This is a genomic window from Streptomyces sp. NPDC002742, from assembly GCF_042888885.1.
Taxonomy (GTDB): domain Bacteria; phylum Actinomycetota; class Actinomycetes; order Streptomycetales; family Streptomycetaceae; genus Streptomyces.
This window is the reverse complement of sequence record NZ_JBIAQF010000007.1, coordinates 367014-391323: the sequence shown is the minus strand read 5'-3', so window position 1 is coordinate 391323 and position 24310 is coordinate 367014. Positions and strand designations below refer to the sequence as shown.

Genomic DNA, 24310 nt, shown 5'->3' with positions numbered 1-24310 from the left:
GAGAGATCCCCATGCACAGCGACTACCCGCCCACCCTGCCGGCGGAGTACGCCGACATCGAGTTCGAGAACAACGCGCAGCGGCTGCCGCTCGTGCTCTGTCTCGACATCTCCAGCTCCATGGCGGGTCAGCCCATCCAGACGCTCAACAACGCGCTCGCGGAGTGGACCCGGGAACTGCACGACGACGTCAGCCTCAGCTACAGCGTCGAGGTCGCCGTGGTCACCTTCGGCGGCAACGGCGTCGCGGCCTGGCGCGGGCCCCAACTCCTCGCCCCGCGCGCCCCGGTGAGCCCCTTCGTGCCCGCCCACATGTTCCAGCCGCCGCGACTCGCCGCCGCCGGGGTCACCCTGATGACCGAAGCCCTCGAACTGTCGATGCACATCGTCGCCGCCCGCAAGGCCGAGCTGCGCGCCTCCGGACTCCAGTACTACCGGCCGCAGATCTGCCTGGTCACCGACGGGCTGCCGACCGACGCGACGGGGCATCTCACCGATTCCTGGCACCGGTTGATCCCGGTGCTCGCCGACGAACAACGTGCCCGCCGCTTCCGGCTGTACGCGATCGGCGTCGGAGGCATCACGGACCGGGGTGAGCAGGTGCTCCAGTCGTTCGCCCCGAAGTTCAACGCCCGGTTGCAGGGATTCCCGTTCCGCGAGCTGCTCCAGATGATGTCCGCCAGTGCCAACGCCGAACAGAAGGGCGCGGGTGACGAGGTCTTCGAGAAGATCTTCAGCCAGTTCAAGACGCAGCGCCCGGCCTGGGAATCGTGACCGACGACCGGATGGGATCGCTGACTGATGACCGGAGTCGACGAGCGGCAGACGCCGTGGCGGATCCACGGAATGAGCGTCGAGGGTTACCGGCACCGCCGCCAGGGGCTGCCCTGCCAGGACGCCTGCGCCTACACGGTGTCGGCGTCCGTGGCGGTCCTCGCGGTCGCGGACGGCGCGGGCAGCAGACCACGCTCCGAGGAGGGTTCGCGGCTCGCGGTGGAGCTGGCCACCGAGCACTTCGCGCGCCGGGCCGCCACCGCGGCGGACCGCCGTCCCGGCCAAGCCGTGCACGAGCTGCTGGAGGACGCCTTCCACGACGTCTGCAAGGTGTTCCTGGACCGCACGGGCGCCGACGCGGCGGACTTCGCGACCACGCTCACTGTGGTCGTGCTCGCGCGGGGCTGGCTCGGTCATCTGTCCCTGGGCGACGGCTTCGTCGTCCTGCGGGCCGGTACGGAGGACGGTGAGCGGCAGTTCCATCTGCTGCCGCAGCCCGCGGCGGCCAGCGAGTACAGCAACGAGACGGTCTTCCTCACGTCGCCGGACGCGGCCCGCTGGGTGCACACCGACTGCGTGTCCGACGACGGGATCGACGGGGTGCTGCTGTCCACCGACGGACTCGCGCAGGCCGCGCTCAACCGCTCCGGTGGCGGCGCCCTGTCCCCGAACACGTCGTTCGCCGAGGCCGTCTTCCGCTCCCTCGACGTTCCCGGTCCGGTGACCGCGAGCGCCCACGAAGGACTCGGGACGCTGCTCCGCTCGGACCGGCTCACCGCCCTGAACGCCGACGACAAGACCCTGCTGCGGGCCGTGCTCAAGGCGCGGCCATGAGCGGCCTCACCGTGTTCCTCGACGGCAAGCCGGTCACCCTCGCCGAGCTGCCCCTGAAGGGCGGCGGCCAGGCGGCCGTCTTCCCGGTCGTCGGCGACGACGGCATCGTCGTCAAGCTGTACCGCGAACCGCCGGGCCCCGAACAGGAGCGGCGGCTGACGCGGATGCTGACCATGTCCCCGCTCGTGACCCGCCCCACCGACGCCTCCCAGCCGCCCGAGCTGGCCTGGCCGACCGCCCTCGCCCGCGGCGCGCGGGGCGAGTTCCTCGGCTACGCCATGCGCCGCTTCGGCGAACCCCAGCACGTGCAGCTCATCGGCCTGTTCACCCGCGCCCAGCGCCTCAAGCTCTTCGCCGACCGGGCCGACTGGCGCTTTCTGGTCGGCGTCGCCTGGAACCTCGCCTTCATGACCGCCCGCATGCACTACGACAACCTCGTCATCGGCGACTTCTCCAGCAGCAACGTCGTCGTCGACGCCAACGGCTTCGTCACCTTCCTCGACTGCGACTCCATCGCCTTCAACGACCCGGTGACCGGGGAACTCTTCCCCTGCCTGATGCACACCACCGACTACTCGTCCCCCGAGCGGCAGGCCGGCGGCCCCGCCACCCGCGCCACCGACGAGTTCGCCCTCGCGGTCCTCGTCTACCAGCTGCTGACCGCGGGCAACCACCCCTTCGGCGGCGTCCCGCACGACAGCGCCTCGGAGTCGACCGTCAAGGACAACATCGCCGCGAGCTGCTCCTACGTCGTGCGCCCCGAGCGGGTCGTCATCCCGCGCGGCACCATCGACCCCTCCGTGCTCCCGCCCGAACTCCTCGCGCTGGCCCGCTCCGCCTTCGGCCCCGGTGTGCACGATCCCGCCACCCGGCCCCCGGCGGAGGCCTGGCTCCGCGCCCTGGACAAGGAGCGGGCGCTGGTACGGGTCTGCCCGAGCCGCCCGCTGCACGCGTTCGGCTCGCATCTGACCGCGTGCCCCTGGTGCGCCCGGGCGGCGCTCACCGGGCATGACGTGTTCAACCGGCCGGCGGCGGTCCCGGTGCCCGGCGCGGCGCCGCAGCCGTCGGCGCCGGGCGAGCCGTGGCCCACCGCGCTGAAGGTGGCGCTGCTGGTCCTGGTGGTCGTGATCCTGGTGGTGATCGCGGCGAACGCGTGAGCCGCGGTCACGGTGAGCGGCCCGGAGGGCCGACGACTCCGGACTGCGAGACCCCCTGGTCAGTGCGAGACCCCCTGGTCACCGCGAGTGGCCCTGGTCACCGCGAGCGAGCGCGGTGACTGCGAGCGGCCACGGTCCTCCAGGTAGCGCGTGTGCGACTCCTGGCGCCGTGCCTCCGTCTCCCGCAGTGCCGCCGCGAGCCGCTCCGACTCCTCGTGCAGCAGGCCGAGTTGGCGTTCCAGATGGCGCTCCGGCGGTTCGGTGCCGGGGGCCAGCCGGGTCCACCACCGGGTGCGGACGAAGGTGTCGACCGCCTCGGGGATGTCCTGCCGTACGGCGCGCGACAGGGCGTGCACGCCTTCCGGGTCCTGGGCGAGGACCTCGGCGACCCAGCCGGGGTCGAGCAGGGCGGTGAGGACCTCGGTCAGCTCGGTGAGCCGGCCGGCGGCGGCCGGGGGCAGCTCGACGCCGTCCAGGTACTCCCGCAGCTTGTCGAAGTCGGTTCGCAGCTCGGCGAGTTGGGCGGAGGGAGAAGGGAAGTCGGGCAGGGCGGGGCGCTCCGGCGGGGCGATCAGGGCGCCCGCGCCGTACAGTCCCGCGACGACGACCGGCCAGTACGGGCCCGCCACCCCGGCGAAGGTCAGCGCGAGTCCGGCTATCCCGCAGGCGCTGCCGGTGAGGTTCTTGCGGGACTCCAGGAAGCCGACGAGCTTATTGGTAGCCACGGATCTCCTCGAAGGCGCCGTCGAGCGAGCCCTTCCGGGCGTCGAAGAGACGGCCGCCGGTCAGGTCGGCGATGTGCTGGAGTTCGCCGCGGTCGGAGTCACCGAACAGGATGGGGAAGACCGGGATCTCCCGCTGTGCGCCGGGCAGCCGTCGGTAGAAGGCGTCGAAGTCGGAGGGGCTCGCGCCCTTGGTGTTCTCGCCGTCCGTCATCAGCACGATCGAGGTGAACGTGTCGTCGCCTGCGCCCAGATGCTCGTACGCCTTCTCCAGCGAGGTGTAGATCGCGGTGTCCCCGTCGGCGCTCAGCGCGCGGGTGTCCGAGCGGATGGCGTCGAGTCCGGCCTTCGGGTTCTCGGGGCGGACCACGTGCGTGCGGACGCTCTTGACCCGCGAGCCGAACGGCATCAGCGTCACCTCCTCGCGCTCGTGGAAGTCGCCGGTGAGATCGCCGAGCGACTTCTTCAGCCGGTCGAGGCGGTCGCCGTCCATCGAGCCCGAGGTGTCGAGCACGTATACGGTCCTGGACGGCCGGCGCAGCTTGTTCTCGTAGGAGTCGAGGAGCCGGTCGGCCGTGGACCGGCTTCCGGGGAAGGGGAGTTCGCGCCGTCGTCCGGTGTCGAGTCCGGCCGCCGGGGCGACGGAGGCGACGACCGGGCGGCGGTGCGTCTCCTCGGTGATCCGCTTCTGGGTGGCCGGCGCGCGCAGGGCCTCGGCGAGGCGCCGCACGGTCTCGCGGGTCCAGGTCCTCGACCACGCGCCGGAGTTCGACGAGCGAGCCCTCGACGTGCGACTGGGCGTCCTCGCTCTCGGAGGGCAGGCTGCAGATCGTCCGCTCCACCATGCGGTTGGACTGGGCGGCGGCACCGCGCATCTCGCTCGCCCCCGGAACCGCGATCTCCTCGACCTTGCCCGCGAATTCGGGTGAGTGGGCGTCCAGGACGGCGAGTCCGTCGATGTACTCCGCGGCCCGGCGCGCCATCTCGTGTAGCCCTTGGCGGCGAGGGCCTTCACCACGTCGGGATCGGCGAAGAACTCCGCCTTCTCCGAACCGGTCATTCCTTGCACGGTCTTCGTTGCCGTGCCCTTGTCCTGATCATCGCGGCCTGCGACGACGGCTGCTGCCACTCCGCCGATCAACAGGACCGCCAGGACGATTCCCGCGATGCGTCTCACGTCTGGAGCGTGCACCTCGGAATCCAACGTTCCCCCGTCTCGGGGGGTGAACGCGGGGTGACCACCGGGTCCCGGTACGCAACCGGAGGGGAGAGCGCCGCTACACCGGAGCGGGCGGCCGTGTTCGGGGTCGGGTCCGGGGTGGAGCCGGGGTGTGTGGCACCCGGTCCGCGCGTCGCTCGGGAGCGCGCGGACCGGGGCCGTGCGGGGGCCTCGGGCTCGGGGAGCCCGAGGCTCAGTGGGCGGCCAGCTCGCGGGGTTCGACGGCCCGCGCGTGGGCGTCCATGCGCTCGGCGGACAGGATCGCCGCGGCCGTGTCGGCGCGGGAGGCCGCCACGACCAGGGCGCGGCCCGCGAGGGCGTGGGCACGCCGGTGGAGTGTCGCGAGACGGGACGCGGTGGACGCGTCGGCGGCCGGGGCGCGGACCGGGGCGGTGCCGCCGCGCAGCCGGGTCACCTGCTCGGTGAGCCGCTCGGCGCCGGTGTCCAGGTCGGCGGACGGCGCGAGCGCGCGGATCTCGTCCGTGACGGCGAGCAGGGCCGCGAGGTGACCGGCGAGCTGGATGTCCAGCTCCTCCTCGCGCGACCGGTGGGGAAAGTCGGGGGAGGGGGCGGGGGTGCCGGCCATCGTGTGGACCGACTTCGTGCGGATCGGTTCGTACATGGGATGGCCTCCTGTGCCTGACAGGAAGCCATCCTAGCTTGGATTTCGTCTAAAGTTGAGCCGGTTCGCACAACGGGACACGGTGCGTACGCAGGGTGAGCGCACCGGGTGTCCCCGCGGGCGTCACGGCTGGCCGTAGCCGTCCAGGAACGTGCCGATCCGGGTCACCGCGTCCGTCAGATCGGCGACCGTCGGCAGGGTGACCACCCGGAAGTGGTCCGCCTCGGGCCAGTTGAAGCCCGTCCCCTGGACGACCATGATCTTCTCGCGGCGCAGCAGGTCGAGCACCATCTGCCGGTCGTCCTTGATCTTGAAGACCTTCGGGTCGAGGCGCGGGAAGAGATACAGCGCTCCCTTCGGCTTCACGCAGGTCACGCCCGGGATCTGCGTCAGCAGCTCGTGCGCGACGTCCCGCTGCTCCTTCAGGCGCCCGCCCGGCAGGACCAGCTCGTTGATCGTCTGCCGCCCGCTGAGCGCCGCCACCACTCCGTGCTGTCCCGGCATGTTCGCGCACAGGCGCATGTTCGCGAGGATCGTCAGACCCTCGATGTAGGAGGCGGCGTGCGCGCGCGGCCCCGAGACCGACATCCATCCGACGCGGTAGCCCGCCACCCGGTACGCCTTCGACATGCCGTTGAAGGTGAGGGTGAGCAGATCCGGGGCGATCTTGGCGGTCGCGGTGTGCGTGGCGCCGTCGTAGAGGATCTTGTCGTAGATCTCGTCGGAGCAGACCAGCAGGTTGTGCCGCCGGGCGATGTCCGTGAGCCCCCGGAGCATCTCGTCGTCGTAGACCGCGCCGGTCGGGTTGTTCGGGTTGATGATGACGATCGCCTTGGTGCGGTCGGTGACCTTCCGCTCCACGTCCGCGAGGTCCGGCATCCAGTCGGACTGCTCGTCGCAGCGGTAGTGCACGGCGGTGCCGCCGGACAGGGAGACCGCCGCGGTCCACAGGGGGTAGTCCGGTGCCGGTACGAGGACCTCGTCGCCGTCGTCCAGCAGTCCCTGCATCGCCATCACGATGAGCTCGGAGACGCCGTTGCCGATGAAGACGTGGTCGACGTCCGTCTCGATGCCGAGGGTCTGGTTGTGCATCACGACCGCGCGGCGGGCGGCGAGCAGACCCTTGGCGTCGCCGTAGCCGTGCGCCGAGGAGACGTTGCGGAGGATGTCCTCGAGGATCTCGGGCGGACACTCGAACCCGAAGGCGGCCGGGTTGCCCGTGTTGAGCTTGAGGATGCGGTGACCGGCCGCTTCGAGCCGCATCGCCTCCTCAAGAACCGGGCCCCGGATCTCGTAGCAGACGTTGGCGAGCTTCGTGGACTGGATCACCTGCATGTCCGTGAGCTTACGGCCGCGTAACGCGCGCCGGGGCGTGTTCTTCACCACGTGAGACGTGGCGGTTCGAACCTCTTTGTCCGTCGGCTGCGCCGAAAGTGCTGGTGGTCCCTACAATGCGCGATCATGTCCTGGCAGTCCGGAGATCCCGAACCCCGGCCGACGGTGTACCTCCCGCAGAGCGACGGGGTCACGCCTTTGGCCTATGAGACGTACGCCGATCCGGCCGAGGCGCACGGCTGGCGCAAGGCTTACACGGACGGCGACGACACCAGCGTCCTGGCCGTGGTGCCCGGCGGCTCCACGGCACGGCAGGAGCGGCTGCTGCGCCGCCGCCGTGCCCGGCTGACCCGGCGGCTGGCCGTGGCCGGGGGTGCGGCGGGCGTCGTCGTCCTGGGGGCGTTCGACTCCGGGGCCCCCGACGGATCCGGCGGCACGCCCCTGCGGACGACCGGTCCCGTGCACCTCGCCACCGGGCCCGCGCAGCCGGACGACGGGTCCACCGGGGCCTCCTCCGCGCAGCCGTCGGCCGCCCCGCCGGACACCGCCTCGGGCGCCCCCTCGGGCAGCGCGGGCGCCGTCTCCCCCGGCGCGTCCGCGACGGCGGGTGCTTCCACGCCCGCGGGTGCTTCCACGGGCCCCGCGCCCTCCGCCTCCACCGCGCCCACGGCCTCCGGGGTACCCACCCCGACCGGCCCGGCCACCCCGACCGCCTCGGCGACGGCCGGCACCGGCGGCGGCCGCGGGCACGGGCACGGTCACGGCGGAGGCGGGTTCGGTTAGCCGCCGGCCCCAGTAGGTTGGCCCTGCCGCAAGGGGGAGGCAGGGCATGGAATTCTCGCTGTTGAACGACGAGCCGGTGGCCGGGCCGGGTGACGATCTGCTGGGTACCGGACGGGCCGCCCGCGAACTCGCCAGACTGCTCCACGACTCGCGGGCCGCGACCCCGCTCACCCTCGCGGTGGACGCCGGGTGGGGCATGGGCAAGAGCAGCCTGATGCGGCTCGTGGACGCCGAGTTGCAGGCCCGGGAGGGTGTCCACACCGTCTGGTACAACGCCTGGACCTCGACGGGCGCCGACGCCCTCGAAGGCCTGATCAAGTCCGTCCTGATGCGGTTCGACAGACGGGTGCTGTTGCGGGCGGTGCGCCGGGTCTCGGGGCAGCGGGCGCTCATCAGCTGGATCCGGGTGGTGCTGACGTTCGGGGCCGCGTTCTTCGGGGCCGCCGCCCTGGTCGACCGGCTCTGGCGGGACCTCTCCGTCGACGCCCGGTCCCGCAACGCCATGCGGGACGCGCTGCGCCGAGTCACGGCGGACTGGGCCGGGTCCACGTCGTTCGACACCCGGCGTCTGCTCGTCGTCTTCGTCGACGACCTCGACCGCTGTTCCGAGGAGACCGTGCTCGCGGTGTGCGAGGCGGTGAAGGTGTACCTGGACGTGCCGGGGCTCGCCTTCGTCATCGGGTGCGACCGCTCCGCGCTGGGACCGAGCGGGCTGCTGCGGGACCTGTCGCCGGCCGGGTCGGCGTTCATGGAGAAGATCTTCCAGACGAGCTACCGGGTGCCGATCCCGGCTGCCGCCGAGGTCCGTGGTTACGTCGACCGGTGCGCGCAGCGCTCCGGCATCCAGGATCTGCTCGGCGACCACCTCGCCGAGCTGATCGCCGTGCGCTCCGCCCGCAACCCGCGCCGGATCAAGCGGCTCATCAACGGCTTCGGCCTGGAGTGCGCGCTCAACCCCGTCTGGGAGTCGTTCAGTTCGGAGGCGGTGATCCGGGTCCTGCTGCTCCAGCAGTTGTACCCCGACTTCTACCGGGTGCTGCTCGCCCGCGACGGCGCCGACGTGCACGCGGCCCGTGAGTTCCTCCGTTACCGCGTGACCCGGCGGGTGCTGAGCCAGCCGTTCGCCCAGCCCGCGGAGGGGACCTGGCCGGTCGCGGTGAGCTGCCTGCTCGCGTACGACCTGGTCGCGCCGGAGCCGGACCGGCCCGGGGACTGGGGCACGCTGCTCGCCCGGCTGGAGGAGCACCTTCCCACCGGATTCCCGGAGTTGGCGCTCGATCCGAACTTCGTCCGGCTCATCGAGGAGCTGATGGCGCTGACCGAGGTGGAGGACATGGTGGGGCAGTTGCAGCGGGGGGCGCCCCGGCTCGCGGCGGATCCCGCGGACGGGACCCCGGAACCCGGTTCGTCCGTGCGGCCGGGCGGTGCCGGCCCGTCGTACGCCGGGATGCCGTACTCCGGCATGCAGGTCCTGTGGATCGACGACCATCCCGAGCGCAACACCCAGTTCGTCGACCTGCTGGAGGCGCAGGGCGCTCGCGTCCGGGTGGCCACGGACCGGGACCGTGCCGAGTTCGTCCTCGACACCACCCGGATCGACCTGCTCATCTCCGATGTGCAGCGCGGACTGGACCGGGAGGCGGGGCTCACCGATCTGGGCCGCTGGCGGGAGAGCGGCCGGTACCCCGGGCCCGCCGTCTTCTTCACCAGTCGCACCACCCCGAACCGCGAGGCCCGCGCCGCGGCCCTCGACGCGAAGGTCGCCACGAGCGGCGCCCTGCTCTTCCGCTACGCGGAGGAGGCCCACGCGGTTTCCGCCTCTTAGGCCGAAAACGTCTCCTTGTCCGCCTTTCCCTCCCCCCTCACAATGCACATGACAAACAGATGGCCGGAAGACCTCCGGTCAACAGGAGGTGACCGGATGACCTTCGGTCGCCCACGTCGCAAGAGGGGACCCCCACATGAGAAAGCCTCTCGTCGCCGCTCTGTTCGCCCTGGTGATCGCCGGGGCGGGCGCGGCACCCGCGGTCGCGGCACCCGCTCCCCGGTCCGCCCCCGCGCACGTGTCGGCCACGGCCGGCCCGGCGGACACCAAGGCGGCGGCGCCCACGCTCCAGGCCGTCAGCCTCGCCGGGACCGTCGCGCTCAGCAACTGCTCCGGCTCGGTCATCCGCTTCCCCAACTCGGCGGACACCGACCCGGCGCTCGTGCTCTCCAACGGCCACTGCCTGGAGACCGGCTTCCCGGACCCCGGTGAGGTGATCGTCGGTCAGTCGTCCAGCCGGACCTTCGGTCTGCTGAACTCGGCGGGCACCAAGGTCGCGACCCTGCGCGCGAGCAAGGTCGCGTACTCGACGATGACCGACACGGACATCACGATCTACCAGCTCACCAGCACCTACGCGACCATCAAGAGCTCGTACGGCATCAGCGCGCTGACCGTGCAGGACACGCACCCGACCGCCGGTACCGCCATCACGGTGGCCTCCGGCTACTGGAAGCGTCTCTACAACTGCAGCATCGACGGGTTCGTGTACCGCCTGAAGGAGGGCAGCTGGACCTGGAAGGACTCGGTCCGCTACACCTCCGCCTGCAACACCATCGGCGGCACCTCGGGCTCGCCCGTCATCGACCAGTCGACCGGCAAGGTCGTCGCCGTCAACAACACCGGCAACGAGGACGGCGAGACCTGCACGGTGAACAACCCGTGCGAGGTCGACGCGAACGGCAACGTCACCATTCACCCGGGCATCAATTACGCCGAGGAGACCTACCTGATCCCGGCCTGCTTCACGACCGGCAACAAGCTGAACCTGAGCGCGAGCGGCTGCGTCCTGCCCAAGCCGTAGGACGGCGGGAGGGCGGGCGGTCACGCCGTGCGGCGGACCGCCCGTCCCGCCAGGACGTCCGTCCGGCGCCCGTCCTCGACGACGAACCGGCCGTCGATCAGGACGTGCGGGATGCCGGTCGGCAGGGTGCGCGGCGCCGCGAAGGTCGAACCCGCCGCGACCGTCGCCGGGTCGAAGAGGACCAGGTCGGCGCGGTACCCCTCGCGGACGAGACCGCGGTCGGGCAGTCGCAGCCGGGCGGCGGGGCGGCCGGTGAGACGGGCGACGCACTCCTCCAGGGAGAGGACACCCAGCTCCCGTACGTACCGGCCGAGATAGTGCGGGAAGGCGCCGTAGGCGCGCGGGTGCGGTTTGCTGCCGTGCAGGATGCCGTCGGAGCCGCCGGTGTGCACGCGGTGCCGCATGATCGCCCGGACGTTCTCCTCGTGGCCGACGTGCTGCAGGATCGTCGGGCCGAGCCGGTCCTCCACCAGCAGCCGTCGGGCGGTGGTCCAGGGGGCCTCGCCGCGCAGGTCGGCGGATTCCTGGACGGTCCGGCCCACGTACGAGCCGAGGCCGGGTTCGCTCACTCCCGAGATCTCGATCGTGTCCCACGCGATGGGCACGCCGTGGCAGCCGTCCGCGCCCACGACCTCCATGTGGTGCCGGACGCGCTCGGCCGTCGCGTCGTCCCGCAGCCGGGCGAGAACCGCCTCGGGCCCGCCCTCGCCCGCCCAGCTCGGCAGCATCGCCACCAGGGTGGTGCACCCGGGGGTGTACGGATAGGTGTCCAGGGTGATGTCCGCGCCCTCCGCCAGCGCCTTGTCCAGCAGGGCGAGGAGGTCCGGCGCCTTCCCCTCGTTCACGCCGAAGTTCATGGTGGCGTGGGCGAGATGGAGCGGACAGCCGGCCTCGCGCGCGAGGGTCACCATCTCCTCGTACGCCTCCAGGGCGCCCGCCCCGTAGGAGCGGTGATGCGGACAGTAGTAGCCGCCGTGCTCCGCCACCACCCGGCACAGGGCGGTGAGTTCGGCGTCCCGGGCGTACATCCCGGGGGTGTACGTCAGTCCGGAGGACATCCCGACGGCGCCCTCGCGCAGTCCGTCCGCCACCAACTGCCGCATCCGGGCCAGCTCCTGGGGGGTCGCCTCGCGGTCCTCCCAGCCGACGGCGAGCATCCGGACGGTGCCCTGCGGGACGAGGTAGGCGGCGTTCACCGCGATGCCCTCGCCGTCGAAGCCGTGGTCGAGACGGTCCAGGTACTCGCCGACGGAGCGCCAGGTGAAGTCGATGTCGTCGCCGTGTCCGTTCCAGCCGGTGATCGTCCGGCGGACCTCCGCGAGCGTACGGTCGTCCACCGGCGCGTACGACAGGCCGTCCTGGCCGATGACTTCGAGGGTCACCCCCTGGGCGGCCTTCGCGCTGTGGTCCGGGTCCCGCAGCAGCGCGAGGTCGCTGTGCGCGTGCATGTCGATGAAACCGGGGGCGAGGACGAGGCCCTCGGCGTCCAGCTCCCGTGTGCCGCGCGGCCGTTGGCAGCCCGCCGCCGCGGCCTCCTGGACGATCGCGACGATCCGGCCGCCCTTGACGGCCACATCGGCGCGGTACGTGGGGGCGCCACTGCCGTCGGCGACGTCCACGTCCTGGATGACGAGATCGGCGTGATCCATGGGTGTCTCCCGGCCCTGGAGGAACGTGCGGATGCAGTCGACTGGAGGAACGTGCGGGTGTGGTCGACTAGAAGAACGTGCGGATGTAGTCGACGACCGTGCCGTCCGCCTCGACCAGCGGGATGAGCTGCCACTTGTCGAAGGACGTGCACGGATGGGAGAGGCCCGTGCCGAACCAGTCGCCGACCTCCAGATCCGCCTCGGGGGCCGTCCGCAGCCACGCGTGCTGGTCGGAGAGCCCGCTGACCTCGATGCCGGTCGCGGGGCGCTCCTCGCCGTCCCGGCGCACCACCTGGGCGAAGGGCAGGCCGAGGTCGTAGGCCGCGTCCCGCTTGCCCGCGTTGGTGAAGGCCTGCTCGGGCGACGGCCGGGAGACGACCTGCGACCAGAGGCGGAACGCCGGGTGCAGGGCGCCCTCCTCCGGGACGCGGGTGAAGGGGGTCAGCTTCCGGTAGTGGCCGTCGTCGTGCGAGACGTACGCGCCCGAACGCAGCAACTTCAGAACGGGGAGCGAGAGTTCGGGGATCTCCGCGAAGACGTCGGCGACCGCGTCGAACCAGGCGCTGCCGCCCGCGCTGACGATGATCGTCTCCAGGCCCTTGAACCGCCCGGCGCCGTCGAAGGCCGCCGCGAGCGCGGTCAGCCGCCGCAGCCAGGCGTGCACCCGCTCGGGGTTCGCGTCCGGGACCTCGCCCTCGTACCCCGCGACACCGGCCAGCCGGAGCGTCGCCGTCGCGGCCACCGCGTCCGCCACGGCCTCGCACTCCGCTTCCGTACGCACGCCGGTACGGGCGCCCTCACCGGCGGCGAGTTCGACGACGACGTCCACCGGGCGGGCGCTCCCGCGCAGCGCGGCGTCCATCAGCTCGACTCCGCGCACCGAGTCGACGTAGCAGACGAACCGGAGGTCGGGGTCCCCGGCCAGCTCGGCGGCGATCCAGCGCAGGGCCGCCGGGTCGACGAGTTCGTTGGCGAGGAAGATCCGGTCGATGCCGAACTCCCGGGCCACCCGGACCTGGTGGGGGACCGCGAGGGTGATGCCCCAGGCACCGTGCTCGATCTGCCGCCAGAACAGCTGAGGCGCCATGGACGTCTTGCCGTGCGGCGCGAAGGCGAGGCCGTGCCGGGTGGCGTACGTCTCCATGAGTTCGAGGTTGTGGGTCAGACGCTCGGCGGAGAGGGCGAGGACGGGGGTGGTGAAGCCGTCCGTGAAGAGGTTGCGGCGCTGGGCGGCCAGCTCGCCGACGCTCAGGCCGTCCGCGTCCGGAGGAAGGCCCTTGAAACGGTGGTCGACGCGCTCCGCCGCGAGAGCGGCCAGTGGTGCGGCGGCGGTGTCGGCGCTCATGGGGCCTCCTTGGTCTGCCTGTTGCCTGTTGCCTGTTGCCTGTTGTGCGGTGCGGTGCGTGTGACGTTGCATCATGCGCAACGCTCATTGCGTATGGCGCTTACTGCTGTCTAACATCCCAGCCAACGCAGGGTCAACGGTGCCGTTCGCCGCCGTCGGCCGCCAGAGCGAGGAGCCCCGACCACCGTGACCAGCAACGGACCCGCAGGTGCCGAGTCCCCCGAGGCCGACATCGATGTCGAGAGCGGCACCGGCACCGGCACCGGCACCGGCACCGGCACCGGCACCGGCACCGGCACCGGCACCGGCACCGGCACCGGCACCGGCACCGTCGACGTGGTGGCGCTCGGCGAGTCCATGGTCACCTTTCTGCCCACCCGGGCCGGACGCCTCGCCGACGTGCCCTCCTTCGAGCGGGGCATCGGCGGCGCCGAGTCGAACGTGGCGTGCGTGCTGGCCCGCGCCGGTCACTCCGCGCGCTGGGTCGGCAGGGTCGGCGCCGACGGGTTCGGCGACCACCTCGTCGAGGCGATCACCGCGTACGGCGTCGACACCTCCGCCGTACGCCGGGACCCCGACCGCCCGACCGGCGTCTACTTCCGCACCGCGGGCGACCGGGCGACCGACGCCCACGAAGTCGCCTACTACCGCGCCGGATCCGCCGCCTCCGCGATGACCGCGGACAACGTGGACCTGGCCGCCGCCCGGTCCGGCCGCGTGCTGCACCTGTCCGGTATCACCGCCGCGCTCTCCGGCGACTGCCTGGCCCTGATGCGCGAACTGACCGCCCCGCGGCCCGGCCGCCCCCTCGTCTCCTTCGACGTCAACCACCGCCCGGGACTGTGGCGCGACCCCGAAGGACCCCGCGTCCTGCTCGACCTCGCGCGCGGCGCCGACATCGTCTTCGTCGGGGCCGACGAGGCCGGCGAGGCCTGGGGACTGCGCGGGGCGGCGGCGATCCGTGACGCCCTCCCCGAACCGGACGTCCTGGTCGTCAAGTACGGCAAGGGCGGCGCCGTCGTGTTCGACAAGGACGTCCCCGAGGGGACCGAGGACGTCACCGGCACCGCCACCCTCGTCCGCGCCCTGCGGGTCGACGTCGTCGCGGCCGTCGGCGCCGGTGACGCCTTCGCCGCCGGGTTCCTCTCCGCCACCCTGCGCGGCCTCTCCGTCCGCGACCGGCTGCGGCACGGCCACCTGATGGCCGCCGCCGCCCTCACCGTGCCCGGCGACCTCGCCGAGCCGCCCGCCCGGGGGCACGCCGACCGGCTGGCCGCTCTCGACGACCGTGCCTGGGAGACACTTCGTCTCGGCCCCGGCTGGACCGCAGCCGACGCACGGGCCGCCGAGGAGGAACGTACGCCATGAGCCAGACCGTCGACCGAGCGCTGAGCATCCTGCCGCTGCTCGCCGAGGGCCCCGCCGACCTCGGACAGGTCGCCGACCGCCTCGGCGTCCACAAGTCCACGGCGCTCCGCCTGTTGCGCACCCTGCACGAACACGGCCTGGTCTACCGCCAGTCCGATCAGCGCTACCGCCTCGGCGCCCGGCTCTTCGCCCTCGCCCAGGAGGCCGTCGAGAACCTCGACGTCCGCGAGATCGCCCATCCCCACCTCGTCCGCCTCAACGAGAGCTGCGGGCACACCGTCCACCTCGCCGTGTACGAGGAGAACGAGGTGCTCTACATCGACAAGGTGGAGAGCCGCTACCCGGTCCGCATGTACTCGCGCATCGGAAAGCCCGTCGCCATCACCGTCGCGGCGGTGGCCAAGCTGCTCCTCGCCGACCTGCCCGAGGTCGAGCGCCGCGCCGTCGCCGACAAGCTCGACTACCCCATGTACACGGCCCGTTCGACCCCCAACGCCCCCGCCTTCCTGAAGGAACTGGCGACGGTACGCGAACAGGGCTGGGCCACGGACCTCGGCGGCCACGAGGAATCCATCAACTGCGTCGCCGCCCCCGTCCGCGGCGCCGACGGACGCGTCGCCGCAGCCATGTCGGTCTCCGCGCCCAACGTCGTCGTCACCGCCGAGGAACTCCTCACCCTGCTCCCGCTGGTGCGCCGTACGGCGGACGCCATCAGCCGCGACTACTCCGGCAGAGCCTCCACGAAGGAAGAACCAAAGGAATGATCACCGCATGACGGACAAGATCGCCCTCACCCCCGCGACCCACACCACCCCGCCCGCCAAGTTCTCGCACGGTGTGCGGAAGGGGAACATCCTCCAGGTCGCCGGCCAGGTCGGCTTCCTGCCCGCCGAGGAGGGCAGGCCCCCGACGCCCGCCGGCCCGACCCTGCGCGAGCAGACCCTCCAGACGCTCGCCAACGTCAAGGCCATCCTCGAAGAGGGCGGAGCCGGCTGGGACGACGCGATGATGATCCGCGTCTACCTCACGGACACCGGCCACTTCGTCGAGATGAACGAGATCTACAACCAGTACTTCGAGGACCAGGGCCTCACCGCGCCCCCCGCCGCCCGCACGACGGTCTACGTCGGACTGCCGGCCGGACTCCTCGTCGAGATCGACGTGCTCGCCGTTCTCGGCTGACGTCGCCCGTGCGGGCTCCCGCCCGCGCAACGCTCTTCGGGGCCCCCGCCCGCGCAACGCTCTTCGGGGCCCCCGCCCGCGCAACGCTCCTCCGGGCCCACGCCCGCGCAACTCCCGCACCGCGTACGACGTCACGGTGCGGCACCCGCCGACCCCGGGGTGCCGCACCGCGATCCGCCCTGCCCGAAAGCTCGATGGACCCACGAAAACGAGGCCCCCCGACATGTCGTCATATCCGCTCGCAGCGACAGCCCCGGTCCCGGAGACACCACCTCACACCGGTGGTCTCCTGCTTCTCCTCGACGGCACGGCCGGACTGCTCACGGTCGCCGCCCTCGGCATCGCGCTCCTCCTGCTCCTGATCATCAAGGTCAGGCTCCAGCCGTTCGTCGCCCTGCTCGCCGTCTCCATAGCCGTCGGCCTCGCGGCCGGGCTCTCGGTCACCGAGCTGTTCGGCACGGTCCAGCGGTCGACCGCCGTGTCCGTCATCGAGACGGGCATGGGCGGCATCCTCGGCCATGTCGCGATCATCATCGGCCTCGGCACGATGCTCGGGGCGATCCTCGAAGTCAGCGGCGGCGCCGAGGTGCTGGCCTCCCGGCTGCTCAACCTCTTCGGGGAGAAGCGGGCCCCGCTCGCCATGGGCCTGACCGGCCTGATCTTCGGCATCCCCGTCTTCTTCGACGTCGGCATCTTCGTCCTCGCGCCCCTCGTCTACGCCGCCGCCAAACGCTCAGGCAAGTCGATCCTGCTCTACTGCCTGCCGCTGCTCGCCGGCCTGTCGATGACCCACGCCTTCCTGCCGCCGCACCCCGGCCCGGTGGCCGCCGCGGGACTGCTGCACGTCCAGCTCGGCTGGGTCATCCTCATGGGCATCGTCTGCGGCATCCCCGCCGTGCTGGCCGCCTGGGTCTACGCGGCCTGGATCGGCAAGCGGATCTTCGTCCCCGTACCGCAGGACATGGTCGAGGCGGCGGCCGAGGCCAAGCGGGCGGTCGTAGCCGAACAGCGGGGTGCGGGTGCCTCCTTGCCGGGTGAGGCCGGGAGCCCGGGGGACGGCGTCGAGCCGCAGGAGAAGCCCGTGCCGCTCGGCACGGTCCTCGGCATCATCGGTACCCCCCTGGTGCTGATCCTCGCGGCGACCTTCTCCTCGATCGCCCTCGACCCTTCCACCCCGCGCTCGGTCATCGAGTTCTTCGGCAGCCCCTTCGTCGCCCTCACGATCGCCCTGCTCCTCGCCTACTACCTGCTCGGCATCCGGCGCGGCTGGTCCCGCAAGTCCCTGGAGACGGTGTCGACTTCGTCCCTCAAGCCGGTCGGCAACATCCTGCTGGTGGTCGGCGCCGGCGGCGTGTTCGGCGCCGTGCTCAAGGCGAGCGGAGTCGCCCAGGCGCTCTCGGACACCTTCAACGACGTGGGCCTCCCCGTGATCGTCCTGGCCTATCTGATCTCCCTGGTCCTGCGGGTCGCCCAGGGTTCGGCGACGGTCGCGATCGTCACCACGGCCGGCATCGTCGCGCCGCTGCTCGTCGAGGGCCACCACTCCCAGGCCTTCGTCGCCCTGGTCATCATGGCGATCTCGGCGGGTTCCATCTTCGCGTCGCACGTCAACGACGGCGGCTTCTGGATGGTGGCCAAGTACTTCGGCATCAGTGAGCGCGACACCCTCAGGACCTGGACCGTCCTGGAGTCGGTGCTGTCCGTCGCGGGGTTCGCGGTGGCCGCCGTGGTCAGCGTCTTCGTGTAGTCGTGGAAGGCGTCCTCGTACGGCCGCGACCGGCGTCCTCGTACGGCCGCGTACGGCAGTCGTCGGCCGCTTCGTACGGCCGCGATGGGTCTCTTCGTGTAACAGAGGCATAGCTAAGTAGGGGCTGGCTGTGCCCGACACAGGATCTTCGACCATACTTCCCGCTGTGGAGCAGCGCATAGGTTCGAAGAGCCAGCCCCTGGACGCCGCCGCGGTGAACCCGGCGTACATCCCCGGGCTTACGTCACCCGTGCCGGCGGAGCCGAAGGACGCGGTCGTGGAGACCGAGGAGGCCGCCGCCGAGGGGACCGTCTCCGGCGAGACGGTCCCCGACGACGCGGCGTCCGACGAGGCGCCCGCCGCCGAGACCCCGAAGGAGTCCGTGGCCGAAGAGGAGACCGACTCCGAGGACGAGACCGATTCCGGGACGGAGACGGAGCCCGGGACCGAACCGGAATCCGGCCCCGCCGCCGACGGTCCCGTCTTCGAGGCCTCCGACCGGCGTGCCTCGATCAAGGCCGACCACAGCGGCGTCCTGCTGCGCCTGGACGACCAGGAGGCGGAGTTCCGCTGGGACGAGATCGGCGCAGTCGAGACGGAGTCGCCGCGGTTCGGCAAGCGGTTCACCATCACGGTGCACACGCCGGACCGCCGCTGGTATCCGATAGAGATCGAGGCGAACGCCCGGGCACGCTTCAAGGAGTGGGAGGAGCAGCTCGACGCGGTTCTGGACGCCTACTTCGAGGACGGTGACGACACCGCGGCCATCGAGGCCGACGAGTCCACCACGGACGCCGACGACGTCACGTCCGTCGCCCCGTCCGAGGTGGCGGAGGAGTCCGAGGTGACTGACGCGACCGAGGTTGCGGACGCGGCGGACGCCACCGAGGAGTCCGAGTCGGCCGAGAAGGCGGACCAGGACACGGACCAGGACCAGGACCAGGACCAGGACCAGGACACGGACACGGACCAGGCCGGGGCCGAGACCGCAGCCGAGAGCAAGGTCGAAAAGCCGTAAGCGGTACGGGGATCCGCGCGCCCGGTCACGAAGGGCGCGCGGATCCCCGGTCACCGGCCGGACGGGCCGGTGCGGTGCCGCCTAGGAGCAGTACTGGGCCGCCTTGCCGATGGACCGGTACATGCAGTCGGCGTTCTCCAGGAGTTGGAGCACCGCGTCCCGGTTGCGGGAGGTCTCCCGCTCGATGACCTCGTCGGGCGGATAGAAGCCACCACCGGAGCTGGACGTCGGGTACATCTCGAAGGTGAAGTCGAAGATCTTCTGGGTGCCCCAGAGATAGTCGTCGATCGAGCCGTCCGTGATGTACAGATCACTGGACTGTTCGGCCGTGTAGCCGTTGCTCGCGGCCATCTTCTGGCCGACGGTCTTGAACGCGTTCGCGTCGTCCGCCGTCATCCCCGTCGCGGTGTCGGCGGTGGTGTACCCGAACGGCCACAGCACCAGCTCGCTGTAGGTGTGGAAGTCGATTCCCGCCGTGATCTGCTGCTTGCCGCCGACGACCCGGCCGCGGACGAAGTCGGCGACCACCTTCACCTCGGGCGCCGACTCGGCCGACGCGCCGCGGTAGGTCTCGGACGACGTGGAACCCGAAGAGCCGCCGCAGCAGCCGAACTTGTAGTTCCAGTTGCGGTTCAGGTCCGTACCGACGTACGAGGAGCCGGAGTTGGGCTGGCGGTTCTTGCGCCACGAGCGGTAGGAGCCGCTCGCGATGTCGTACTCGCCGCCGTCCGGGTTGAGGTCCGGGACGATCCAGATCTCCCGGTTGTTCACCATGTTGGTCACGCGGGAGTCGCTGCCGTAGCCGGCCCCGAGTTCGCGCAGCAGATACAGCGCCATCTCCACCGTGAGGTGCTCGCGGGCGTGCTGGTGGAAGGTGAGCAGGACCTCGGGCTCGCTCTCGTCTGTCGCGACGTTGTCGCTGACCTTGATGGCGACGATGTCCCGGCCCTGGTACGACTTGCCGATCACCTTCTTGCTCATGATGCTCGGGTAGGCCGCGAGCCGCTGGTCGATCTCCGCGTTCATCTCGGCGTAGTTGTGGTACTTGGAGTCCGCCGTCGGGAAGTCGAAGAGGCGTACGTCGCCGGCGGAGGCGGCACGGTCGGGCGCGGAGCCCAACAGTGAGACGTCGTAGCCCTGTCGGCGCAAGGTGGCGATCTGGTCCGCGCGGCCCGAGACGACGACGGTCTCCTCGTCGGCCTCGTCCACGGTCACGCCCGACCGCTGGATCTGTGTTCGGGACGCGGAGGTCGAGCTCGTGTGGATCTCGTACTGCCTGATGTCGTCGGACGAGGGCGCGAGGGCCCTGGCCCCGCTCGCCGTGGCGTCGGTGGCGGTGGCGGTCAGGGGAGCCGCGAGAGCGAGTGCCGCGAGGACGGCGAGGGCGGCTCCGCGCCGGCCGCCTCTGCCCTTGCCGTCGGCGCTGCCACTGCCACGTGGGCGAAATCGCATGAAGTCTCCTTGTTTCTCCGGAAAATTCCGGGATCTCCGGAATGTAGGGGAGCGGAGCTGGGGGGTGGCGCAAGGTGACGTGCTGGTGCCGGTGTGGCGCTCATGGTGAGGGTCGTGGCATGAGCAGGTCAAGAGACGACAAAGGGCCGGTGGCGGGAATCGGCCGTGGAACGCGTCCGGCCCCGCCCGTCGCGACTGCGACGGGCGGGGCCGGACGAAGGGCTACCGGGGACGGTTGAAGGGAGCGGGCGGTACTACAGCGCGTGCACGTGCGGGCCCACCGCGTTCGACCAGGCGTTGCCGGCCGAGGCGTCCCAGTTGGTCGACCAGGTCATCGCGCCGCGCAGGCCCGGGTAGGTCCTGGAAGGCTTGAAGGAGCCGCAGTTGGTGGCCTTGGTCAGGCAGTCGAGGGCGTTGTTCACGATGGTCGGGGAGACATAGCCGCTGCCCGCGCCACTGGTGGAGGCGGGGAGACCGAGGCCGACCTGGGACGGGGCGAGACCGCCCTCCAGCTGGATGCAGGCGAGCGCCGTCAGGAAGTCGACCGAGCCCTGCGAGTAGACCTTGCCGTCGCAGCCGAGCATCGAACCACTGTTGTAGTACTGCATGTTGACGACGGTGAGGATGTCCTTGATGTTCAGCGCGGTCTGGAAGTACGAGTTCGACGTGGACTGCATGTCGATCGTCTGCGGGGCCATGGTGATGACCAGGGACGAGCCCGCCTTCGCGGACAGGGAACGCAGCGCCTGCGACATGTAGGTCGCGTTGAGACCGTTCTCCAGGTCGATGTCGACGCCGTCGAAGCCGTACGTCTGCATCAGGGAGTAGACGGAGTTGGCGAAGTTCGTGGCCGACGTCGAGTCGCTCACCGAGATGGTGCCGTTCTGGCCGCCGATGGAGATGATGACCTTCTTGCCGGCGGCCTGCTTGGCCTTGATGTCGGCCTTGAACTGGTCGACGGTGTAGCCGCCGAGTCCGGCCGAGTCGAGGGTGAAGCTCACCGCGCCCGGCGTGCTGGTGGCGTCGGCGAAGGCGACGGCGATGATGTCGTACTGCGACTGCACGGCGGAGATCTTCTGGACGGTCGCGCCGTTGTTGAAGTTCTGCCAGTAGCCCGTGACGGCGTGCGCGGGCACGGTCCCGCCGCCCCCGCCACCGCCGGACGCGGCCGTCGTCCCGGTGACGGCCGACGACTTCGCCGACTCACCGGCCGCGTTGGTCGCCGAGACCTGGAAGGAGTACGCCGTGGACGCGGCGAGCCCCGAGACGGTCGCTGAGGTTCCGGTCACCGCCTGGACCTTGGAGCCGCCCTGGTAGATGTTGTAGCCCGTCGCGCCCGACACGGTGTTCCAGGCCAGGGAGACGGACGAGGAGGTCGTGCCGGACACGGCGAGGCCCGCCGGGGTCGCCGGGACCGTCGGGGCCGGGTCGCCGCCACCGCCGCCGTCGGGGCCGAACACCGAGAAGTCGTCCGCGAAGTAGGCGGGCTGTCCGTACCAGCCGTGCGACCAGACCGCCACCGACGTCGTCGAGGCGCCGGTGGTGAAGGTGGTCGTCAGCTGCGTCCAGGTGGTGTTGGGCGTCCAGGTCGACACGTCCGTCGTCCCCGTGCCGGTCACCCCGAGGTAGGTGTACGACCCCTGGACCCAGGCGCTCAGTGTGTACGTCGAGTTGGGCTTCACGGCGACGGACTGGGAGCACTGGGCGTAGTCCTGCCCCGCGGGCGTGGCCTTCAGCGCGGCCGAGCCGCCGTGCACGGGCGAGGAGACGGTCGTGCCGCTGCCCGCCGAACAGGTCCAGTTGCTCAGGCCGGCCTCGAAGCCGCCGTTCTTGACGTTGTTGATGTCGGCGGCCTGGGCCTGGCCGGCCAGACCGGTGAGCGAGAGGACGGACGCGGTGACGGCGGCGGCGAGGGCTCCCGCCCATCTCCGTCCGGGCATACGGGTGACGCGGTCCACTGGGGCCTCCAGGGAGGTGGGGGAGGGGAGGGGGAACGGAACGGTGGCCACCGCCGGTGGATACAAGTTGGTCCAGACCAATCCGGTTGTCAAGTCCCGGGGAGCCCTCAACGCCCTTACTGGTGCTTCCAGTTGGCCGACCCGGCTTACTCTCCGTTGATCACGTCCGCACCTTCGGTGAGATGATCTCGGAGATTCGGTGTTGAGCGGGCCATGCCGTGGATATGGTGCTGATGCAAGAGGACGTCACAGTGACGATCTGCGGCCGTATGTGGTCGTCCGTGATGCTCCATGGCGACAAAAGGGGCGATCTGAGGCGGTGGTTGACCACCCCGCCGCAGCGAACGGGGTGTGTGCAGCGTGCCGACCGCGATAGCCGTCACCAGTCCCGATCTGGTGCTCCCGCCGCACGACCGGCAGACCCCGCCCGCGGTCGTCCAGCCGCTCGGCACCCTGGAGAACTCCCTCACCGGTATGCACGCGCTCATCGAACAGCACGGGTATGTCATCTCCCTGTATCCGTCCAGCGCCGAGAGCGCCGTCACCCAGCGGCTGCACACCGTCCGCTCCGTCCTGGAGAGCGACCGGATCGCGCTGCTCGGGATCGACCTGCCGCCGCTCGGAATCGCCCTGCTGGCCCAGCAGTTGCGCCAGCTCTCCGTCTGCGACTTCAGCCCCGGCGTGCTCGCCTGTGCCGCCCGGCTGCTCGCCCACTACATCTACGCCGGCGCTCTGCTCGGCTCGGTCGCCAAGCTCGACCGCGTCCCGGTCTCGCTGAAGTCGCACGCCAAGTCATGGGTGCCGGGAGCCCAGTTCGCCGTACTCGCCAATCCGCGGCCCGAGCTGGTCAGAATCGGCCAGGACGAGCTGCCCGGACCGGAGTTCGGCACCCGGCTCCTCTCGGCCGCGGGCCAGCCGCCCTCCGACTGGGTCACCTCGACCCTGGCACCCGCCTGGAAGGTCCAGGGCGTCGCGACCGTACCGCTGCCCGAGGAGTCGGTCCGCTGGTGGGGGACGTCGCGGCTCGTCGAATTCGCCGCCGGACTCCACGACGTCTCCGTCCTCTATCAGCTCGTCTCGTCCGTCCGGCGGGACGAGTGCCGCTGGTGCGGCCTCGAACTCATCGGTGACCGCTGCGGGTTCTGCGCCGCACCCCTGCCGCCGCCTTCACCACAGGAGCTTCCGGCCGCCGTCGTCCGGGCAGCCTCTTCGGTACGCGCTCTGCCCCGAGGCGCCACATAGGCCCCTCGGTCACATCTGAACAGCACCAGGCACGACCGCTCGACCCGCCGTCCCCGTAGATCGAGGTTGTCCGGAACATGCTGCATCACCCCGGAGGTCACCCCCCGGATCCCCGGCAGGAACGACAGCTCGGTCCACTCCCCGGTACCGCCCCACGAGGTGAGATTCAGTGAACTCGCGCCAGCGCCGCGGCGTCATCCTGCTGGTCCTCTCGGTCCTGTGCGCCCTCGGCGCCTTCGCCGGAGTCCTCTCGGTGATCCGCGACGTGAACTCCAAGGTCGGCCCGGAGGTCACGGCGTACCGCCTGAAGGACGACATCCCGCCCTACAAGGAGCTGTCGGCCGACCAGTTCGAGAAGGTCTCGATGCCCGAGCGGTGGCTGTCGTCCACCGCCGTCACCGACCTCTCCCGGGTCCGCGGCAAGATCGCCGTCACCAAGCTGGAGAAGGGCTCCCTGCTGCAGGCCGACATGATCGTCGACAAGCCCCGGCTGGAAGCCGGTCAGCAGGAGATCGCCATCATGATCGACGCGTCGACCGGTGTCGCGGGCAAGATCGACCCCGGCTCGCGGGTCAACATCTACGCCACCTTCAAGGCCCCGAACGACAAGGGCAAGGACCAGTCCAAGGTGATCGTCGAGAACGCCCGCGTCATCGACGTCGGCAAACTCACCGCCCTCGATCCCGCGCAGTCCAGCTCCGACCGGCGCAACAGCGCCACCCAGGCCGTCCCCATCACCTTCGCGCTCGACACCGTCGACGCCCAACGCGTCGCGTACGCCGAGTCGTTCGCCGAACACGTCCGGCTCGCCCTGGTCGCCGGCGGCTCCGACACGATCGTGGCACCCGGCGACCGTACGTACACCCTCGACGAGGACAAGTAGGAGGCCGCGCATGAGGTCCATGCCCACGGGGCGGTGCGGAAGGTCGCGTACGAGGCCGACGCGCACGGGTCCGGACCGACCGCAGGCGGCGTCGCCGCACCGGACGCGCGCCGGACGGAGCCGGCCACCGGCCGCGCCTCGCCGCCCCGGGGTGCCGGACCGGTGGTGCGGG

The 24310-nt window shown here is 71.1% G+C and carries 20 protein-coding genes and 3 pseudogenes; 13 read left to right on the top strand and 10 right to left on the bottom strand.

The genetic code is table 11. The features are described from left to right. Window positions 1-11: 11 nt before the first annotated feature. The 3 genes from ACFYW8_RS15535 to ACFYW8_RS15525 are packed head-to-tail and all read left to right on the top strand — an operon-like array spanning window position 12 to window position 2764. Window positions 12-773 (top strand): hypothetical protein, encoded by a 762-nt coding sequence (locus ACFYW8_RS15535; protein WP_365877880.1) that lies wholly within the window; start codon window positions 12-14, stop codon window positions 771-773. A 27-nt stretch (window positions 774-800) separates the two neighbouring features. Then, window positions 801-1607: a PP2C family serine/threonine-protein phosphatase gene (locus tag ACFYW8_RS15530; RefSeq protein WP_389073749.1), complete on the top strand. Its 807-nt coding sequence runs from the start codon at window positions 801-803 to the stop codon at window positions 1605-1607. After that, window positions 1604-2764, top strand: a complete 1161-nt coding sequence (locus tag ACFYW8_RS15525; RefSeq protein WP_365877884.1) for a hypothetical protein — start codon at window positions 1604-1606, stop codon at window positions 2762-2764. The genes ACFYW8_RS15530 and ACFYW8_RS15525 overlap by 4 nt, the downstream gene beginning before the upstream one ends. Window positions 2765-2823: 59 nt before the next feature. Here the strand turns inward: ACFYW8_RS15525 and ACFYW8_RS15520 are convergent, their stop codons facing one another. The 6 genes and pseudogenes from ACFYW8_RS15520 to ACFYW8_RS15495 all read right to left on the bottom strand — a co-directional run bounded on the left by ACFYW8_RS15520 (window position 2824) and on the right by ACFYW8_RS15495 (window position 6662). Further along, window positions 2824-3489, bottom strand: a complete 666-nt coding sequence (locus ACFYW8_RS15520; protein ID WP_389073743.1) for a hypothetical protein — start codon at window positions 3487-3489, stop codon at window positions 2824-2826. Beyond that, window positions 3476-4228 (bottom strand): annotated as a pseudogene (locus ACFYW8_RS15515) (VWA domain-containing protein); the annotation flags it as partial. The pseudogene ACFYW8_RS15515 and the gene ACFYW8_RS15520, both read right to left, overlap by 14 nt. Next, a pseudogene (locus ACFYW8_RS15510) lies at window positions 4203-4472 on the bottom strand (toxic anion resistance protein); the annotation flags it as partial. The pseudogenes ACFYW8_RS15515 and ACFYW8_RS15510, both read right to left, overlap by 26 nt. Next, window positions 4472-4663: pseudogene (locus ACFYW8_RS15505) on the bottom strand (hypothetical protein); the annotation flags it as partial. The pseudogenes ACFYW8_RS15510 and ACFYW8_RS15505, both read right to left, overlap by 1 nt. Before the next feature lie 235 nt (window positions 4664-4898). Continuing rightward, window positions 4899-5327, bottom strand: a complete 429-nt coding sequence (locus tag ACFYW8_RS15500; RefSeq protein ID WP_389073739.1) for a hypothetical protein — start codon at window positions 5325-5327, stop codon at window positions 4899-4901. Window positions 5328-5450: 123 nt separating this feature from the next. After that, the gene (locus ACFYW8_RS15495) at window positions 5451-6662 is read right to left on the bottom strand and encodes a pyridoxal phosphate-dependent aminotransferase (protein WP_365877888.1); all 1212 of its coding nucleotides are present in this window, start codon (window positions 6660-6662) and stop codon (window positions 5451-5453) included. A gap of 126 nt (window positions 6663-6788) precedes the next feature. Between ACFYW8_RS15495 and ACFYW8_RS15490 the strand changes: the two genes are divergently transcribed. From ACFYW8_RS15490 to ACFYW8_RS15480, 3 genes are all read left to right on the top strand, one after another. Continuing rightward, complete coding sequence (locus tag ACFYW8_RS15490; RefSeq protein ID WP_389073732.1) at window positions 6789-7445, top strand: hypothetical protein; 657 nt, start codon at window positions 6789-6791, stop codon at window positions 7443-7445. A 46-nt stretch (window positions 7446-7491) separates the two neighbouring features. After that, the gene (locus tag ACFYW8_RS15485; protein ID WP_389073728.1) at window positions 7492-9270 is read left to right on the top strand and encodes a P-loop NTPase fold protein; all 1779 of its coding nucleotides are present in this window, start codon (window positions 7492-7494) and stop codon (window positions 9268-9270) included. Between the two features lie 136 nt (window positions 9271-9406). Continuing rightward, the gene (locus tag ACFYW8_RS15480) at window positions 9407-10294 is read left to right on the top strand and encodes a serine protease (protein WP_389073723.1); all 888 of its coding nucleotides are present in this window, start codon (window positions 9407-9409) and stop codon (window positions 10292-10294) included. Window positions 10295-10314: 20 nt separating this feature from the next. Here ACFYW8_RS15480 and ACFYW8_RS15475 read toward each other — a convergent pair whose 3' ends face one another. Then, entirely contained in the window at window positions 10315-11943 is a 1629-nt protein-coding gene (locus tag ACFYW8_RS15475; RefSeq protein ID WP_389073719.1) for an amidohydrolase family protein, read from the bottom strand. 67 nt (window positions 11944-12010) lie between these two features. Then, entirely contained in the window at window positions 12011-13288 is a 1278-nt protein-coding gene (locus tag ACFYW8_RS15470) for an amino acid deaminase (protein ID WP_389073716.1), read from the bottom strand. A 357-nt stretch (window positions 13289-13645) separates the two neighbouring features. Between ACFYW8_RS15470 and ACFYW8_RS15465 the strand changes: the two genes are divergently transcribed. From ACFYW8_RS15465 to ACFYW8_RS15445, 5 genes are all read left to right on the top strand, one after another. Then, on the top strand, window positions 13646-14656 hold the full coding sequence (locus ACFYW8_RS15465; RefSeq protein ID WP_389074029.1) for a sugar kinase: 1011 nt from the start codon (window positions 13646-13648) through the stop codon (window positions 14654-14656). Next, complete coding sequence (locus ACFYW8_RS15460) at window positions 14653-15420, top strand: IclR family transcriptional regulator (protein ID WP_389073711.1); 768 nt, start codon at window positions 14653-14655, stop codon at window positions 15418-15420. Before ACFYW8_RS15465 ends, ACFYW8_RS15460 begins: the two co-directional genes overlap by 4 nt. 7 nt (window positions 15421-15427) lie before the next feature. Next, on the top strand, window positions 15428-15838 hold the full coding sequence (locus ACFYW8_RS15455; protein ID WP_389073706.1) for a RidA family protein: 411 nt from the start codon (window positions 15428-15430) through the stop codon (window positions 15836-15838). Window positions 15839-16061: 223 nt separating this feature from the next. After that, complete coding sequence (locus ACFYW8_RS15450; RefSeq protein WP_365877904.1) at window positions 16062-17585, top strand: SLC13 family permease; 1524 nt, start codon at window positions 16062-16064, stop codon at window positions 17583-17585. Between the two features lie 166 nt (window positions 17586-17751). Next, on the top strand, window positions 17752-18603 hold the full coding sequence (locus ACFYW8_RS15445; protein ID WP_389073699.1) for a hypothetical protein: 852 nt from the start codon (window positions 17752-17754) through the stop codon (window positions 18601-18603). A gap of 81 nt (window positions 18604-18684) precedes the next feature. On the opposite strand, the gene ACFYW8_RS15440 is transcribed toward ACFYW8_RS15445, so the two are convergent. Then, a complete protein-coding gene (locus tag ACFYW8_RS15440; RefSeq protein ID WP_365877908.1) occupies window positions 18685-20055 on the bottom strand; it encodes a M14 family metallopeptidase in 1371 nt (456 codons plus the stop codon). A 254-nt stretch (window positions 20056-20309) separates the two neighbouring features. Continuing rightward, complete coding sequence (locus tag ACFYW8_RS15435; RefSeq protein ID WP_389074024.1) at window positions 20310-21995, bottom strand: chitinase; 1686 nt, start codon at window positions 21993-21995, stop codon at window positions 20310-20312. 378 nt (window positions 21996-22373) lie between these two features. Between ACFYW8_RS15435 and ACFYW8_RS15430 the strand changes: the two genes are divergently transcribed. Continuing rightward, window positions 22374-23255, top strand: a complete 882-nt coding sequence (locus ACFYW8_RS15430) for a hypothetical protein (RefSeq protein ID WP_365877910.1) — start codon at window positions 22374-22376, stop codon at window positions 23253-23255. 169 nt (window positions 23256-23424) lie between these two features. After that, complete coding sequence (gene cpaB, locus ACFYW8_RS15425) at window positions 23425-24138, top strand: Flp pilus assembly protein CpaB (RefSeq protein WP_389073691.1); 714 nt, start codon at window positions 23425-23427, stop codon at window positions 24136-24138. The last annotated feature ends 172 nt before the right edge of the window (window positions 24139-24310 follow it).

What these genes read in the sequence shown, in the direction of transcription:
- ACFYW8_RS15535 (WP_365877880.1), top strand. Translation starts at nt 12, where the DNA reads ATGCACAGCGACTACCCGCCCACCCTGCCGGCGGAGTACGCCGACATC.
- ACFYW8_RS15460 (WP_389073711.1), top strand. Translation starts at nt 14,653, where the DNA reads ATGAGCCAGACCGTCGACCGAGCGCTGAGCATCCTGCCGCTGCTCGCC.
- ACFYW8_RS15530 (WP_389073749.1), top strand. Translation starts at nt 801, where the DNA reads ATGACCGGAGTCGACGAGCGGCAGACGCCGTGGCGGATCCACGGAATG.
- ACFYW8_RS15440 (WP_365877908.1), bottom strand. Translation starts at nt 20,055, where the DNA reads ATGCGATTTCGCCCACGTGGCAGTGGCAGCGCCGACGGCAAGGGCAGA.
- ACFYW8_RS15480 (WP_389073723.1), top strand. Translation starts at nt 9,407, where the DNA reads ATGAGAAAGCCTCTCGTCGCCGCTCTGTTCGCCCTGGTGATCGCCGGG.
- ACFYW8_RS15450 (WP_365877904.1), top strand. Translation starts at nt 16,062, where the DNA reads ATGTCGTCATATCCGCTCGCAGCGACAGCCCCGGTCCCGGAGACACCA.
- ACFYW8_RS15465 (WP_389074029.1), top strand. Translation starts at nt 13,646, where the DNA reads ATGGTCACCTTTCTGCCCACCCGGGCCGGACGCCTCGCCGACGTGCCC.
- ACFYW8_RS15485 (WP_389073728.1), top strand. Translation starts at nt 7,492, where the DNA reads ATGGAATTCTCGCTGTTGAACGACGAGCCGGTGGCCGGGCCGGGTGAC.
- ACFYW8_RS15475 (WP_389073719.1), bottom strand. Translation starts at nt 11,943, where the DNA reads ATGGATCACGCCGATCTCGTCATCCAGGACGTGGACGTCGCCGACGGC.
- ACFYW8_RS15525 (WP_365877884.1), top strand. Translation starts at nt 1,604, where the DNA reads ATGAGCGGCCTCACCGTGTTCCTCGACGGCAAGCCGGTCACCCTCGCC.
- ACFYW8_RS15470 (WP_389073716.1), bottom strand. Translation starts at nt 13,288, where the DNA reads ATGAGCGCCGACACCGCCGCCGCACCACTGGCCGCTCTCGCGGCGGAG.
- ACFYW8_RS15455 (WP_389073706.1), top strand. Translation starts at nt 15,428, where the DNA reads ATGACGGACAAGATCGCCCTCACCCCCGCGACCCACACCACCCCGCCC.
- ACFYW8_RS15495 (WP_365877888.1), bottom strand. Translation starts at nt 6,662, where the DNA reads ATGCAGGTGATCCAGTCCACGAAGCTCGCCAACGTCTGCTACGAGATC.
- ACFYW8_RS15490 (WP_389073732.1), top strand. Translation starts at nt 6,789, where the DNA reads ATGTCCTGGCAGTCCGGAGATCCCGAACCCCGGCCGACGGTGTACCTC.
- ACFYW8_RS15500 (WP_389073739.1), bottom strand. Translation starts at nt 5,327, where the DNA reads ATGTACGAACCGATCCGCACGAAGTCGGTCCACACGATGGCCGGCACC.
- ACFYW8_RS15435 (WP_389074024.1), bottom strand. Translation starts at nt 21,995, where the DNA reads ATGCCCGGACGGAGATGGGCGGGAGCCCTCGCCGCCGCCGTCACCGCG.